General features: G+C 45.0%; 12 protein-coding genes and 1 pseudogene. 3 read left to right on the top strand and 10 right to left on the bottom strand.

The genetic code is table 11. From position 1 onward, the window contains the following. Positions 1-122: 122 nt before the first annotated feature. The 3 genes from PODO_RS12145 to PODO_RS12135 form a co-directional block, all read right to left on the bottom strand. Positions 123-917, bottom strand: coding sequence for an ABC transporter ATP-binding protein (locus PODO_RS12145; protein ID WP_036686220.1), 795 nt, complete (start codon positions 915-917; stop codon positions 123-125). Further along, positions 910-1,833: an ABC transporter permease gene (locus PODO_RS12140; RefSeq protein WP_036686219.1), complete on the bottom strand. Its 924-nt coding sequence runs from the start codon at positions 1,831-1,833 to the stop codon at positions 910-912. Before PODO_RS12140 ends, PODO_RS12145 begins: the two co-directional genes overlap by 8 nt. Positions 1,834-1,894: 61 nt before the next feature. Further along, positions 1,895-2,965: an ABC transporter substrate-binding protein gene (locus PODO_RS12135; protein WP_038570335.1), complete on the bottom strand. Its 1,071-nt coding sequence runs from the start codon at positions 2,963-2,965 to the stop codon at positions 1,895-1,897. Positions 2,966-3,289: 324 nt separating this feature from the next. Between PODO_RS12135 and PODO_RS12130 the strand changes: the two genes are divergently transcribed. Continuing rightward, positions 3,290-4,225: a C40 family peptidase gene (locus PODO_RS12130; RefSeq protein ID WP_038570331.1), complete on the top strand. Its 936-nt coding sequence runs from the start codon at positions 3,290-3,292 to the stop codon at positions 4,223-4,225. 90 nt (positions 4,226-4,315) lie between these two features. Here PODO_RS12130 and PODO_RS12125 read toward each other — a convergent pair whose 3' ends face one another. Further along, the gene (locus PODO_RS12125; protein ID WP_038574394.1) at positions 4,316-7,012 is read right to left on the bottom strand and encodes a cation-translocating P-type ATPase; all 2,697 of its coding nucleotides are present in this window, start codon (positions 7,010-7,012) and stop codon (positions 4,316-4,318) included. 125 nt (positions 7,013-7,137) lie between these two features. After that, a complete protein-coding gene (locus PODO_RS12120) occupies positions 7,138-7,551 on the bottom strand; it encodes a DUF2500 domain-containing protein (protein WP_244886473.1) in 414 nt (137 codons plus the stop codon). 686 nt (positions 7,552-8,237) lie between these two features. Between PODO_RS12120 and PODO_RS32310 the strand changes: the two are divergent. Beyond that, positions 8,238-8,809: pseudogene (locus PODO_RS32310) on the top strand (cation:proton antiporter domain-containing protein); the annotation flags it as partial. 126 nt (positions 8,810-8,935) lie between these two features. Further along, positions 8,936-9,796, top strand: coding sequence for a YitT family protein (locus PODO_RS12110; protein ID WP_051491444.1), 861 nt, complete (start codon positions 8,936-8,938; stop codon positions 9,794-9,796). A 927-nt stretch (positions 9,797-10,723) separates the two neighbouring features. Here PODO_RS12110 and PODO_RS31075 read toward each other — a convergent pair. From PODO_RS31075 to PODO_RS12090, 5 genes are all read right to left on the bottom strand, one after another. Further along, a complete protein-coding gene (locus PODO_RS31075; RefSeq protein WP_141118525.1) occupies positions 10,724-10,909 on the bottom strand; it encodes a hypothetical protein in 186 nt (61 codons plus the stop codon). Positions 10,910-10,961: 52 nt separating this feature from the next. Continuing rightward, positions 10,962-11,249 carry a stage VI sporulation protein F gene (locus PODO_RS12105; RefSeq protein WP_036686212.1) on the bottom strand — a complete coding sequence of 96 codons (288 nt, stop codon included), beginning with the start codon at positions 11,247-11,249 and terminating at the stop codon, positions 10,962-10,964. Between the two features lie 66 nt (positions 11,250-11,315). Beyond that, on the bottom strand, positions 11,316-13,367 hold the full coding sequence (gene recG / locus PODO_RS12100; RefSeq protein ID WP_036686210.1) for an ATP-dependent DNA helicase RecG: 2,052 nt from the start codon (positions 13,365-13,367) through the stop codon (positions 11,316-11,318). A 9-nt stretch (positions 13,368-13,376) separates the two neighbouring features. Further along, complete coding sequence (locus PODO_RS12095) at positions 13,377-14,240, bottom strand: DegV family protein (RefSeq protein ID WP_036686209.1); 864 nt, start codon at positions 14,238-14,240, stop codon at positions 13,377-13,379. An 83-nt stretch (positions 14,241-14,323) separates the two neighbouring features. Next, positions 14,324-16,111: a DAK2 domain-containing protein gene (locus tag PODO_RS12090; protein WP_038570325.1), complete on the bottom strand. Its 1,788-nt coding sequence runs from the start codon at positions 16,109-16,111 to the stop codon at positions 14,324-14,326. Positions 16,112-16,237: the final 126 nt, after the last annotated feature.

Raw genomic sequence — 16,237 nt, 5'->3', positions numbered from 1 at the left:
AGATAAGGATAGTATAATGGCTCGGCGAAAAAAATCCTATGTAAAAAAGGGCTCGAAATGAAATCCAGAATCAGAGTTCACTTCAAGCCCTTATATTGAGCTACCTTCACACCTACAACAGACTAACCAAGCATCATTCGGTCATCTGCCAATTTATGTCCGCTGATTGTCTCGAATTCTCCGAGCAGCCGTTCTACGGTAAGATCTTTTTTACGAACCTCGTCGATATCCAAAATAATACGGCCCTTATCCATCATGATTAGACGATTGCCAAGACGAATGGCCTGCTCCATGTTATGGGTAACCATTAGGGTGGTTAACTTCATCTCACGGACAATGGACTCTGTCAGTTTAGTAATCAGCTCCGCACGAGAAGGGTCAAGGGCTGCTGTATGTTCATCTAAAAGCAAAATTTGCGGTTGAGTAAATGTCGCCATTAGCAGACTTAGCGCTTGTCTCTCTCCACCTGACAACAACCCTACTTTTGCCCGCAGGCGATCCTCCAGCCCAATCCCCAGACGGCTTAGCTCGTCGCGAAATAAAGCTCTTTTTGCTTTATTTACTCCAAAGGTTAACCCTCTGCTTTTGCCTCTTTTATAAGCCATAGCTAAATTTTCTTCAATCGTCATATGTGGAGCCGTACCCGCCATTGGGTCCTGAAAGACCCGGCCGATCCAGCGACTCCGTTGAAATTCCGCCAAATGGCTGATTGAATTTCCTTCAATGCTGGCTGTACCCAGATCCGGCTTCATGACACCGGAAATAATGTTCATCAACGTAGATTTACCAGCTCCATTACTTCCAATGATGGTGACAAAATCACCGGGAAGAAGCTCCAAGTCAATGCCGAGCAGCGCTATTTTCTCATCTGGTGTTCCGGGATTGAACAGCTTAGATACGTTCTCCAGTTTAAGCATCGATGGTGCCTCCTCTCTTGCTGCTTAGCGCTTGCTCAGCTAATTCAACGGAACGCCTCCGCGCCATATTCTTCTGCTTCAGGAAACGCTGAATCGACGGGAATACAAGAGCGAAAATAACGATAATTGCTGTGATCAGCTTAAGATCCGAAGCTTTCAGCCACGGTACCCGCAAGGCAAGTGCAACTACGATCCGGTAAACTATGGATCCGAGCACAACAGCCAATGTGGCCCGAAATACATTTTTGGCACCAAATATGGCTTCACCGATGATGACCGAAGCTAAACCGATTACAATCATCCCAATACCCATCGAGGAATCCGCAAAAGTAGAATACTGAGTAATTAACGCTCCCGAGAGCGCCACCATTCCATTGGATAAACTGACACCAAGAATAGTGGTATTATCCGTGTTTACACCCAGACTACGGATCATTCTTGCATTATCTCCGGTAGCCCGCAGCGCAAGTCCAAGATCCGTACGCAGGAATAAATCCATTACTATTTTCACAAAAATAACTACAAACGGCAGTACGAGCAGAGGATCAATGGAAGTGAACAAGGTAGTGTCGCCCATTAAAGACCAGTTGGGTTTGCCACCAAATATCCGCAGATTAATGGAATAAAGTGCAATCATCATCAAAATACCGGATAACAGTCCATTAATCTTGCCTTTCGTATGTAATAGGCCCGTGCACATTCCTGCCAGCATTCCACCAGCAATAGCGGCCAAGGTAGCAAGCCATGGTGCATAACCGTTAGTAATCATAACAGCGGCAATGGCGCCACCAGTGGTAAAGCTCCCATCTACAGTCAAATCAGGGAAATCAAGAATACGAAAGGTAATGTATACACCTAAAGCCATAAATGCGTAAAGCAAACCCATTTCAACGGCCCCGAGCATCGAATTTAACATAGATGACTTCCTCCTTCGAGCGGAAAGGGGCGTTCTCACGAAATCGCCCCTATATAATGGCTTATTGAATAATATTGGTAGCTTGATCGGCAACTTCTGCCTTCATTGCATCAGTCACTTCTATGCCTTGTGCTGCTGCAGATTTCAGGTTAAGAATGAGATCAAGTTTTTCTTGCATGGTTACTTTCATATCAGCTGGCTTTTTACCATTTTTCAAGATATCCACGGCCATTTGACCCACTTGATAACCATGATCGAAATATTTAAAACCAACGGTGGCAAAAGCGCCCTTTTCAACCGTATCACGGTCACTGGAGAAGAACGGGATTTTCTTGTCATTAGCCGTTTGAATAATGGTATCCACTGCACTTACGACTGTGTTATCCAAAGTAATGTAGAATGCATCTACACGACCCACAAGTGATTCCGCAGCTTGTTTGACTTCAGAGGTATTCGTGATGGCAGCCTTCACTAGCTCGATTCCATGCTTATCCAATTCTTTTTTAGCAATCTCAGCCATAATTACTGCATTGGGTTCACCTTCATTAATAACGATGCCCAGCTTTTTCACGTTAGGAAATTGGGTAGCTATAAATTGCATTAATCTGTTAATCGCTTCGGGATTGGTGTCCGATACACCTGATACATTTCCACCTGGATGCTCCAGATCCGTGACAATCTTTGCGTCGAGTGGGTCAGTTACTGCTGCGAACAAAATCGGTGTATCCTTACTTGCTTTGCTGAGTGCTTGAACAATTGATTGAGCGGAAGGCGTTGCAATTGCTAATACCAAATCATTTGAGTCAGCGGCAATCTTTTGAGCAATGGACAAGTTATTCGCTTGGTCAGCCTGAGCATTTTCAAGGTCAACCTTCAGGTTCTCGCCTTCAACGATTCCCGCATCCTTCAAAGCAGCGAGAATTCCTTCGCGTGTAGCATCGAGTGAGGGGTGCTCCACATATTGCGAGATCGCAATTTTGTACGTTTTTGAATCTGCTGCTCCTGCATTCGTAGGGGAATTACCGGAATTCGCTGCATTTCCTGAGTTTTCAGCGGTGTTATTGTTGCCACAACCAGCTGCTACGAGCATGAAGCATAAGCTTAATCCCGCCAAAATGTTTCTCTTTTTCATCAAAGTACCCCATTTCATTAGTTTATTAACGCATACATCAAGGTGAGCGACTCAGCATTATCACTTTTATCGATAAAAGCATTAAAGCATAAGCTTACACGTACCTCACATTAATGATAGAAATCTATTAAACCTATATTATATGGAGGTTGTTTATCCGTCAATCACTTATCATATTTCCATAGATTTCAAATTCTGAAGAATATATGACATCAAAAGAGGTAATGCTTGGTTGTCTCTTACAGCGATTGCCTTCGTTTCTTTTACATAAAAAAAATCCCCCTGCACAAACTTAATTTACAGTTTGAAGATGGAGCGTGTTAAATGGCTAATAATCACAAAAGACTACTAACCACCGCTACTGTATTGCTTGCTGTCGCTTTAACGAGTTCATCCTGCGGTTATTCTTCTCAATCGCAAAAACCTAAGGTTAACGCGCTAACTCCTGATGGTAAAAATGCCTCCAGTTATTATGAACAATCTGCAATTACTGACGCTCAGGGAAAGTACTGGATTCCACTCAAGCCTGCGGTTACTTCGCTCGGATATCGGATGAAGGATGATGGTTCTAGTGATGGATACACTAAAATCGGTTATAGCGATGTTATGTATATGCTGCGCCCTGGCTCTCCACAGGTATTCTCACTTGGGGAAAAAATCACACTGCCACAAGCCCCTAGACGGCAAGAAGGGCAAATCTATATCACCCCTTTAGCCTTGTCCAAATTTTTGCAAACAGAAGTAGGCTGGAATCCCCAGTCGGGTGAGATAAACATTGCTACACCGTCCGAACGTAAGACTATAGAAAAATTATCGACGGTCGAATCCACGAGTGAATCTAAATCTTTACGCATTCAAAGTATTTCTGAAGCGGATAAAAAGGAGTTAATCTCTTTTGCCAAAAATTTCTTGAGTGTTCCCTACGACTTTGGCGCTGGATCTTATGAAGAAACCAAAAAATTTGATTGCTCTTCTTTTACAAGGCATGTATTCAAAAAATTCGGAGTCAGCTTACCTCGTTTAGCTAAAGATCAGGACAATTTAGGTACCCGTGTAAGTCGAAGCGAACTGGATGTAGGAGATCTTATCTTCTTTACCGTTCCCGGTCGATTTGAAAGTGATGCTATACCTGGTCATGTCGGTATCTACATTGGAGACGGAAAGTTTATCCACACCTGGGGTGAACCCGGAGTTCAGATCAGTGACCTCGACTCAGGTTATTGGAGTAATGTAATCCTCCATATGCAACGTGTTTTATAAGCTTCCCATACTTTAAAAGAAATCATTCAAAAAGCCTGAATCCCTATTGATGGGGTTCAGGCTTTTTGACTATAACTTTTATCCAGTTTCTTAATCCCAGCTCTTGCCCCTTCCGCTCATCCGGACAAACAGCTTTACAAGTTCAACTATAACAATAATCGCTACGGCCGCTGCACATACTATTCCCCACTGTAATCCACTTAAATGTGAAACACCAAACCAGTCGTTTAAGCCCGGGATGATGATCACAAGCACAAGCATTAGTATAGAGATCAGCGAAGCCCATAACATATAGCGATTGCTGAACCAACCGATCTGGAATAGCGATTTTTTATTGGATCTGACGTTAAAAGCATGAGCGATTTGCAGTAATCCTAATGTACCAAAGGCCATTGTAACCGCAATACCTTCATTGTAATGCGTATGCGCCCATTGATACACGATCAACGTAAGCGCCGCTTCTATAATCCCTTGATATATAATCCCGATCCCCACGCCGCCCGCAAAGATGCTACTGCTTGCTTTACGCGGCTTCTTCGCCATTACATCCTCGCCGGCTTTCTCAAGTCCGAGGGCAAGTGCAGGTAAGGTATCCGTAACGAGATTAATCCACAGAATATGGATCGGCTCTAGAATACGCCAGCCAATCATAGTGGCAATAAATAATGTCAGCACTTCCCCAAGATTAGCGGAGAGAAGGAACTGGATAGCCTTGCGGATATTGCTGTAAACCTTCCGTCCTTCTTCTACGGCAACAACTATAGTCGTAAAGTTATCGTCGGCAAGCACCATATCTGATACACCCTTGGCAACATCCGTTCCGGTTATTCCCATGCCCACGCCGATATCGGATGATTTAAGTGCAGGAGCATCATTTACACCATCTCCGGTCATAGCCACAATTTTTCCTTTTTGTCGCCAAGCCTTAACGATACGAACCTTGTGTTCAGGAGAGACGCGTGCATAAACCGAATAATCGGTAACCTTCTCCGCAAATTCCTCTTCGCAAAATTTATCCAGCTCACTACCCGTTAATACACCTGATTCATCTTCAATAATCCCTAATCTTTTGGCAATAGCCGCTGCTGTATCACGATGATCGCCTGTAATCATTACAGGTCTAATTCCCGCTTTACGGCAGATAGCTACCGCATCCCGTACTTCCTCACGCGGCGGGTCAATCATACCGACCAAACCAATAAATACTAACTCTTTCTCCGTGGTATCTGGTGAGAGATCGGTCGGCAGCTGCTCCTCATCTCGGAAAGCAAATGCCAACACTCGAAGTGCATCATTCGCAAGTAATTTATTACTTTCCATGATATTCCGCTTATGTTCGTCTTGTAGAGTTACAATTTCTCCATCCACATAGATATGGCTGCATTTGGACAAAAGTACATCTGGTGCACCCTTTGTCAGCACACGATAACGTCCAGCTTCGACCTCATGAACCGTTGTCATCAGCTTGCGATCGGAGTCAAAAGGCAGCTCATTTTTACGTGGGTATTTCTTTTCCAGCTCCCTTTTGTCAGTGCCTATACTAAGCGCATAATCGACTAACGCAGTCTCCGTCGGATCGCCGATGATTGCTTTTCCGCTCTTGGTTTGTGGGTCCTTAGCTCCAGCTTTTGCTTCAGGTTCACTAGGAGTCTTTCCTTCGTCAATACTGGAGTCATTACAAAGCGTCATAGCTTGAAGCAATAACTCGCCACCAGGAATCCCTTCAAGCCCTGCACTGGAATCAGTGGTCTTTCCGTTGACATGCACTTTTTCGACAGTCATTTTATTTAATGTTAAAGTACCTGTCTTATCGGAGCATATAATCTCTGTACTTCCAAGTGTCTCCACGGCGGGAAGCTTGCGAATAATCGCTTTTCGTCCCGCCATTCGCTGCACACCAAGCGCGAGAATGATCGTAACAATTGCTGGCAGCCCTTCCGGGATAGCCGCTACCGCGAGTGAGATCGAGGTAAGTAGCATATCCAGCAGCTCTCTTCCTTCGAAGATCCCAACGGCAAAGATAATCACGCAGACGCCAAGAATAATAAAGGTAAAATATTTACCTAGCTCATCCAGCTTTTTTTGCAGCGGTGTTACATCTGTATCTTCTTCCGAGATATAACCGGCAATTCTACCGACCTCCGTCTGCATTCCTGTAGCTGTAACTACACCAATTGCTCGGCCATAAGTTACACTGCTGCTCATATAAGCCATATTGGTGCGGTCGCCGATTACAATGTCGCTACCCTCAAGCACACCGGCCCGCTTTTCAGAGGGCAATGATTCTCCGGTAAGCGCGGCTTCCTCCGTCTTCAACGAAGCGGCTTCCAAAAGTCTTATATCCGCCGGAACTACATTTCCAGCTTCCAGCAATACGATATCCCCGGGCACAAGGTCTTCACTTTTTATCTCAGTAACCTGGCCGGAACGTCTTACTCTGGCGTGTGGAGAGGACATACTTTTTAGCGCATCGAGTGCTTGCTCAGCCTTATTTTCCTGAATAACTCCAAGCACCGCGTTCAAAATGACTACAAGCAAAATAATGATCGTATCCGTCCATTCCCCCAAGACTCCTGACAATACAGCTGCTACTAGCAAAATAAAGATCATTACATTTTTAAATTGTTCGATAAACTTTCCTAATAGCGATTTGGTCTTCGCTTCTTGAAGTACGTTCTTCCCATATCGCTCCACAAGTTTAGTCGCTTCATCGGAAGATAAACCCTCTTTCCGAGTTTCCAGCCTATTCAGCACTTCTTCCTCGCTCAGTGTATGGAAGGGTACCAGCCCTTGCGATTGTGGATTATTTGAATTCAAACCATAGCCTCCTTCCAGAATTGAGATCTGGTAAAACCTCTCATATGAGTTTTACCCAAAATAGGCATGGTGATTCTTGAATGGTATGTACTTTTTTAGAAATTTAGATGTTCTTTCTTCAAATCGCGATTGAAGCTTTTAAACCTGGTCCCATGATACAGGAGTTCGCCTCGATCCCCCTCTACAATCAGACCAAAATCCTGATCTCTTACCTGCAACTCCAATCGAGAGCCATCGGCAAACTCAAACGTAACAAAATAGCTAGTATTTGCTCTCGATTCACCGGATCCCCCCCATACCTCGGTTCGTTTGGTGACCGCTGTGCAGTTTGCTTTTATCAAAGGACTTGCGTTATTGGATATCCAGATTCTCACTGATTTAACAATTATAAAAACAAAAAGGCCAAGAAAAAGCAAAGCAAATAATTTAAAAAACAGTGGCATCTCATGAATGAAACTTCCGAAAAAGCTGCGCTCATCAAAACCGTTAAAATCCTGCCATTCGCTCAAATTTATCCCTCCTGACTGAAACAAGATAATAAAAGTTATCTATGCTGCGAAATACGTCATTTTTCCCGTTCGGTTTCATGTTTTCATCATCTATATATGAATTTTTTTCACAAAACAATTTGGATTCAAAGGAAAAGGTATGGTATGCTTTTTATACTACATGCAGTTGGGAGGTGTTATTTCGGTGCAATATATAGCGCGTTTGTCATTACTTTGGTTTCTTCGTATAGTCCTAATTCTGGGGATGATATTTTCTTTTCCACCTGCCTGGTCTGGAGGATCATTCACTACGGAGCAAGAATCAACGACATCCGAAAATGAACGCTACGAGCGAAAATTTACACCTCCCGTAAGGATTGCACCTCAAATAACCCCTCAGGTAGGAGCCATCAAAATAGCTGAACAGTGGGGAACGAAGTCTATTGCGGTAGCTGCAATACTCCCTGTACTTTCTTTACTGTTCCGCCCAGTGATTTATAAATTCCTGCTTCGACTTCGGCTGTACCTGTTAAAATTCACTTCTCATTTTCTAATATCACTCCCCTAGCGAAGTTCACCTCTGCCCTAAATGAATGTCTGCTGAAGGGATTTTAGAACTTCGATTGATAAATAATCTTATGATTCATGAATTATAGAGAAGCGGATTTACCGGTTGGTATACATGCTCGCATTGCTCATCCTCCACCGGAAGAAAGCAAGTATTTTGGCTGAAACGTGTCCTGAATATCTCTTCCGGTGAGCTTTTTGCATTAGTAATATTCGCAGCACTATTCCTGATTGCTGGATTCACCGAGACCATTCATCTAACAGACAGAAGTTATTGGCGCGCTACTAGTGGACTTGTCCTCGCTGAAACCGAACATGTGAAACCGATTGAACAGCTTGTGATCCCATTTCGTGATTTCTTCAGTGTCATCTTCTGCTTCAGCTTCGGACTGACATAGATCCACTCACCTTAGGCGGTGAGGCGCTCTGGTACTCCCTTGCAGCAGTTATCGTTACGCTAATTGGCAACTTTGTTGCAGGCTTGCTGGCCGGACGTGGCGTTGGTCACAGCCTTCATGCTTCATCCAACATTGGTTGCCCATAGCCCCGCGGGATGAATTTTCAATAATTATGGGCCAATTTGGGTAAAGCATTGCGAAGTGCTGGCTATTCTTCACTATTTGTAGCCATTCGCAGCCACTTGCAACCATTTGCAGCCATTTACGTGCTGATCCTTGTTCTCCTTGGACATTGTCTGACGAAGGAATCTAAATAGATTTATAAATAATGGATAAAGTATTCAACTTTGAGAAACGACATGATGCACGAATATCCAAAAAATCTGCCATAGCCACTGAAAATGAGTAAGGTCGTTTCCCCTGTTGAAGGAGGAAAAACTATGCAGAACAAAATAAATCAACGTCAACAGCTACAAAGAAGCTCTACCTTCCGAGTTCTTACCGTCATTGCCGGCGCATTGCTTGCTGCTGTAGGATTGGAATTATTTTTAATGCCACATGGCCTTGTTGTCGGCGGGATTACAGGCTTATCCGCATTATTCGCTCATACTACTGAAATGCAGCTTGGATTGTTTCTATTTCTATTCAATCTGCCCTTTATATTTATGTCGCGAAAACAAGTAAATCTCCGCTTTGCTCTTTACACTGTTTTGGGATTAACCTGCCTAACCATCGCGTCTCTTGCGCTGCATCGTTTTCCTGCTGTGATTAGCGATCCTTTACCTGCCGCAATGGCAGGAGGCATCTGTCTTGGAGTAGGTATTGGAATATCTGTGAGATTCGGCGGTGTAAATAAACAAGCCAGTGACCAGGGGTATTCTCTGCTGAGCGGCGGACCTCCAAAATCAACGGAAGTCGTCATTATGATCCTGAACTGTGCAATTCTGCTTTTTGCAGGTACATTGTTCGGTTGGGAGCAAGCAATGTATTCTATTATTGCCTACCTGCTGGCTTTCGAAGGTGTTCGTATCTCACTACGGGGATTATCCCACTCCCGCACTGCTTGGATTACCAGCAGCCGATGTTTGGACATTCAGCAAGCAATCGCAACCTCTCTAAACCGAGAAGCTGCGATTGCCGAAGGTTCAGGGCAAGATGGAGAGGTTAGCACGTTGTTTTGTCTGACAAACAGAATGGAAGAAGATCATCTTCGGGCAATCGTTCTACAGTGTGATTCAGAGAGCCAAATCGTGTTCAGATCAGCCACTAAAGATCATAGACAAACACGCTTACACGAATAAAAAAAGGGAGCGCCCTTAAGCCATGAAAATGGCTGGAGCGCTCCCTTCTTTTTGAATTTAGCCTTTGATCGCAACCAATTTTTCTGAGCGAGGCCTCAAACTTCTTGTTCGAGACCCCAAACTTCTTGCGAGAACTCAAATTTCGCATTATTCGAAGACGTTTACGCGCATGAGACAGCTATCGGACACAGCGGACCTTAAATGCGGAATTATCCCGAATTTTGGATGACATCGGACCGCATAGCCCCTATTGGCACAAAAAACGCCAACTACGAGCCTATTTCTTATGAATAGCTGCACTGGGGTCCGAAACCTTGCTCCAAAGGCGATATATTTGCGAATAACGTCATTGGAGTCCGAATACCTCAGCGGATGATCATATTTCGGCGTCATCGGACGGCGGATGAATGTGATTCGGTGACATCGGACGATGGATGAAAGTGATTCAGCGGTATCGGATAAGCGGAGAGCTATGATTCGGTGGCATCAGACGGCGGTTGACTATGATTCGGTGGTATCGGACACAGCGGACCTTAAATGCGGAATTATCCCGAATTTTGGATGACATCGGACCGCATAGCCCCTATTGGCACAAAAAACGCCAACTACGAGCCTATTTCTTATGAATAGCTGCACTGGGGTCCGAAAACTTGCTCCAAAGGCGATATATTTGCGAATAACGTCATTGGAGTCCGAAAGCTTCAGCGGATGTACATGATTCGGTGGGATCGGACGATGGGTAAATGTGATTCGGCGGTATCGGACAGTGGATGAACATGATTCGGTGGTATCGGACGATGGAGGTATGTAATTCGGGGGCATCGACGATGGATGGATGTGATTCGCCGGGATCGGACGACAGATGACCATGATTCGGTAGCGTCCGAAGATGGTTGAATGTGATTCAGCGGTATCGGATAAGCGGAGCTATGATTCAGTGACATCAGACGGCGGTTGACTATGATTAGGCGTTACCGGACGACGAATGACTATGTTCGGTGGCATCGGTTTATCCGGATTAGAGACATATTGCAGCATGCCGTAACTACGGCCAAAAACGCAAAGCAGCGATCCTCCAGTAATAGGAGGATCGCTGCTTGCAGACTGTCTCATACGATGAAAAAAACACCCATGGACAACCCCTACTTTTCATTTAATCCGCTACTTAACGGAACATTCCCCACAAGCGGATTAAATGAAAGGTGTTGTTCGGATCGATTTTCTGCGCGATGATAAACTTTACAATTTGTTCTTCCTGTGTCGAGGTCAGTTTCTCGTTCAATACACCTGACGCTTTCCGTACCAATCTGCGAACAACCGCAGGATCCTGCAGCTCCTGTTTCGAGATGCCCTCAATCATACTTTTGATACGATCCTTCACAGTCGAGTTTTTCATCTTCAGCTTGATGCGATCCACCAACTGAGGGCTAATTCCGAATTGTTGATAACCCAAGTGTAGCACCTCCCGTCATATCCAATCTTTCACAGTATATGAGCCTTCGGTGCTACATGTGCCTAGTTAGTCAATTAATTCTCCTTGGAAGATCTGTTCACTCTGTAAATAATGCCGAAGAGATGCATATTCAGGTGATGTCCAAAAAGCTTCATCCTTAAGCAGCTCTGCGACATCATCCCGCGCCTGCTCCAGAATTTCAAAGTCAGCCGTCATATCTGCCAGCCGAAACTCCGGTAATCCACTCTGCTTTGTCCCAAAAAAATCCCCCGGTCCACGCAGCTCCAAATCCCTTCGGGAAATCTCAAATCCGTCATCCGTATCGGTCATGGCAGTCATTCGCTCACGTCCGATTTCAGATTTTGGATCAGCTACCAACACACAAAAAGAGGCATGCTGCCCTCTTCCTACCCGTCCACGTAACTGATGCAGCTGTGACAGACCAAAACGATCCGCATCCATAATGATCATCAATGTAGCATTAGGAACGTCTACACCAACCTCCACCACCGTAGTGGACACAAGCAGCTGCAGCTCATTGTTATAAAACGCCCGCATCACTTCATCTTTTTCAGCGGGAGTCATTTTCCCATGCAAAAGCCCAACTTTATAGCTAGGGAAAGCTTGGCTCATCTGAATATGCAAATCAATAGCATTCTGCACATCCAGCTTCTCTGACTCTTCAATGAGCGGACAGATCAAATAAGCCTGACGACCCAGATCAATTTCACGCTTAATCAGATTCAGCACACGATCCATGAGATCATGTTTTACCCAATAACTAGTTATAGGAACTCGGCCTTTCGGCCTTTCAGATAAAGTAGATACATCCATATCGCCAAAAACAGAGATCGCAAGTGTACGTGGAATAGGCGTCGCAGTCATCGTCAGTACATCCGGATTATATCCTTTTCGCCGCAATACACCACGCTGATTCACACCAAAACGATGCTGCTCATCAGTTACCACAAGACCCAGATCACGGAAAAATACATCCTCCTGAATCAAAGCATGTGTTCCTACCACGATATCAAGCATCCCCATTTGCAACGAGGCCAATAACTCTTTACGTTTTCGGCCAGTCACACTGCCCGTCAGGAGTCCTACAGTAATCCCAAACGGCTCAAACATCCTGGTAAGTGAACGCATATGCTGTTCTGCTAAAATCTCTGTGGGCACCATTAGTGCGCCCTGAAAACCAGATCTTACCGTAGCAAAAAGCGCCACAGCCGCAAGCACTGTTTTACCCGAGCCAACATCTCCTTGCAGCAGACGATTCATGCAATATGGTGAACGCAGATCATGTAAAATCTCCAGCTCTACACGTTTCTGTGCATCTGTAAGCTCAAAGGGCAGACTGCGCACGAACTGGCGTACCGTCGCGTTATCCACTGTGTGGACTACCCCATCCATCCGCCCGCGGTTCAGAACCCTGAACGCTTGCATCTTCAACTGGAACAGGAATAGTTCCTCATATACCATCCTACGGCGCCCCTGCTGCCCCTCACGAGTGTCCTCAGGCCTATGGATAGTGGCAATGGCCCGTTTACGCGGCATGAAGTCATATTCCCTCATAATAGAATGCGGTAAAATCTCTGGAATCAGATCCCCATACTGCTGAAGTCCCTGATTAATAACCTTCCTGATCCAGGACTGAGTGATCTTACCACCTACCGAATAGACTGGCTGCAGTGTTCCCGTCTTCCCTTCACCACGATCCGGAAATTCATAATCAGTCACTGTAATCTGATTGCGCTTCTGATCCCATTTCCCGGTCAGCACAATTTCCCGTCCCACAGTGAGTTGCTCTCTTACATAATGGCGGTTAAACCAGGTTGCTGTGAACATCCATGGCTCTGCAACCATCTTACAGCTAAGACGTGACTTGCCGCCAAAACGCTGCAGTACAGGGATACCGATTACTTTTGCCTCAACGGTCACTTTATCCCCGTGTTTAGTCTCACTCAGCGAGCGGGGCCGATAATCCTCGTAGCGGAACGGATAATACTCTAATAAATCCTTTACTGTAAAGACGCCAAAGGCGTGAAGCTCGCTTTGCTTTTGAGCACTCACGCCAGTTATGTTTTTTACTTCAATTTGATTTAATGCCAGTGTCATATTTATCCCTCATTTTGCAGGCCAAATGAACACAGCTAATGTACCGTTACCGACATGGCTGCCCACGACAGGGCCGACGTTCGTCAGCACTTTTTCTTCCAAGGTGAAGTGTCCCGCAAGCTCATTCAAGAATTCTTCGCCGGAAGCCGGTTCAGCCGTATGACCCACGGCCACATTGATTTTGTTTACACCCTGCAGATCCCGCTTGAACAGTTCAATCATACGGGCGACAGCCTTCTTACGGCCTCTAACTTTCTCCACCGCATAAATAATACCTTCTGCATCAATGGACAATATCGGCTTAATATTCAGAAGTGTCCCCAGAATAGCGGAGGCTTTTCCAATTCTCCCGCCTTTTTGTAAATATTCAAGTGTATCTACTAAGAAGTAAAGCTTACGCGATTGACGTAGGCTTTCTACAGCCTCAAGTATCTCTTCAGGTCCTTTGCCTTCAGCAGACATTCTGGCAGCTTCCACTACCATAAATCCAAAACCATAAGAAGCGGAGAGAGAATCCACAACAGTGATCCCTTCTCCCTCTTCCTCCAGCATCGATTTAGCCAGCAATGCAGATTGATAAGTCCCGCTCAGTCCAGAAGAAATATGAAAGGAAAGGATAGAACAGCCCGGGTTACGCTCCAGAATACTGCGGTACACATTCATATATTCAACCGGTGAGGGTTGAGAAGTAGTCGGCAGCTGTGAGGTACGGGGAAGACGCTCATAGAACTGCTCCGGAGTCATATCCAGATTGTCCCTAAAAGCCTCTTCGCCGAACATTAAGGTCAACGGTACTACCTCAATTCCGTACGTTTCCGCCATTGCTGGCGGGATATCTGAAGTGCTGTCGGTGACGATAATGGTACGATTCATGGATTTTCTCCCCCAAGCTATAATTTTGCCAACTACGCAATAACAAATTTCTACTCCATTGTTAAAGAACCATTAATTCCTACCTATGGCTCTACAGAGAACAGATAATAATACAGGGGTTGGCCACCCTCATGAATCTCAACTTCCACATTCGGATAAGTCTCTTCCAGCCACTCACTCAAAGAATCAGTAGCCTCGGATTCTGTTTCTGCACCAATAAGGATCGTAACGATTTCGTCGCCATTCTCCAGCATATTGGATAACAGCGCCTGACTTGCAGCCAAAAGATCATCTGCAGCAGCAACAATTTTGGAATTAGAAATCCCAATAAATTGGCCCGATTTAATCTCCAGCTCATCAAAGCTTGTATCACGCACAGCGTTCGTCACCTGTCCGGACTTCACATGAGAGATTGCTTCCAGCATATTCTCAGAATTAGTCTCCACTGCATCTTCCTCTTGGAACGCAAAAGCTGCTGCTATTCCCTGCGGAATACTTTTACTTGGAATCACCGTAATCTCACGTTCGCCCTCTAGAAGATCTTTAGCTTGTTGAGCGGCAAGAACAATGTTCGAGTTATTTGGCAAAATATAAACATGCTTCGCAGATATGGAAGAAATCGCGTTCACGAAATCCTCAGTGCTAGGATTCATTGTCTGACCGCCAGCTAGGACTACGTCCACTCCAAGGCTTTTGAAAATGTCAGCAATACCTGCGCCAGATGATACCGCGATGAAGCCGTAAGGCGCCAAATCATCGGCCGGTGGTTCAGCAGGAGACATTTGCACTGCGCTCTTCTCATTCGGCATATCAGCGAATACATCAGGCATTGGTGCAATATCCATGCCCGCAGTCAGCAGGTCACGATGCTGCTCTCGCATATTAAGAATGTGAATCTGCGTGATCTCCCCATAAAGAAGAGCCAAGTTCATCACTTCACCTGGAGCCTTAGAGTGCACATGCACTTTAATCGTCTCATCATCCGAAATAACAATAATGGAGTCGCCATTAACTGACAACGCTTTCCTAAAAGCTTCCTCATCAAAATTGGTTCTCACGTTAACGCCTAACTGGCGATTAATGAAAAACTCCATATCATATAGAAATTCTATATCTTCAGTAGATAGCTGTGACTGCGCAGAAGACTGTACAGAAAACAGTTCACTTTCAGGTTTCGTTAATACGGGTTTAGGCGCTGGTGCAACTGGTGTGTGGGTTTGTCCTTGCACAGATTCAGACAGACCGGTAGTACTTCCATTCGTCAGATGCTGGTGAAACCCTTCATAAATGTAGACCAAACCTTGGCCGCCAGAATCTACAACACCGACTTGCTTCAATACAGGCAATTGCTCAGGCGTATAAGCTAAGGCTTCTTTTGCTTTGGCTAATACCTCTGTCATCAGCTCCACAACGTCAGTAGTACGGCGGGCATAATAAACAGCATGTCTTGCAGCCTCTTTAGCTACAGTAAGAATAGTTCCCTCTACGGGCTTTACAACTGCTTTATACGCAGCGTCCACTCCGGTTTGCAGCGCAGCAGCGAACTGCTGTGTATTAAGCTCATCATGTTGAGCCGCATACCTGCTAAACCCTCTGAATAACTGGGACAAAATAACGCCGGAATTCCCACGAGCTCCCATTAATAAGCCCTTGGAGAGTACACCTGCACATTGGCCCACAGAAGTGGTGTTATTTTTCTTTAATTCATTCGCACCTGCGGTCATCGTCAAATTCATGTTTGTGCCGGTATCTCCATCTGGGACCGGAAAAACATTTAGGGAATTGACGTGTTCTGCATGCTGTTGCAGCTTATCCGCTCCAGCCAATACCATAGCGGTAAAATCTGTTCCGTTTATAGAACGCTTACTCAATTGAGAATTCCCCTTCCTAACTTCATGCCTAATCATTCTATGATTAACAGGACATAATGCACTAATTTACATTGTACTATAAGTATTAAAAGAAATAAATGTTTTTGAATCGGTTGACGTAGCAAA

It is taken from the genome of Paenibacillus odorifer, assembly GCF_000758725.1.
Taxonomy (GTDB): domain Bacteria; phylum Bacillota; class Bacilli; order Paenibacillales; family Paenibacillaceae; genus Paenibacillus_AQ; species Paenibacillus_AQ odorifer.
This window is presented reverse-complemented; position numbering and strand designations above follow the sequence as displayed.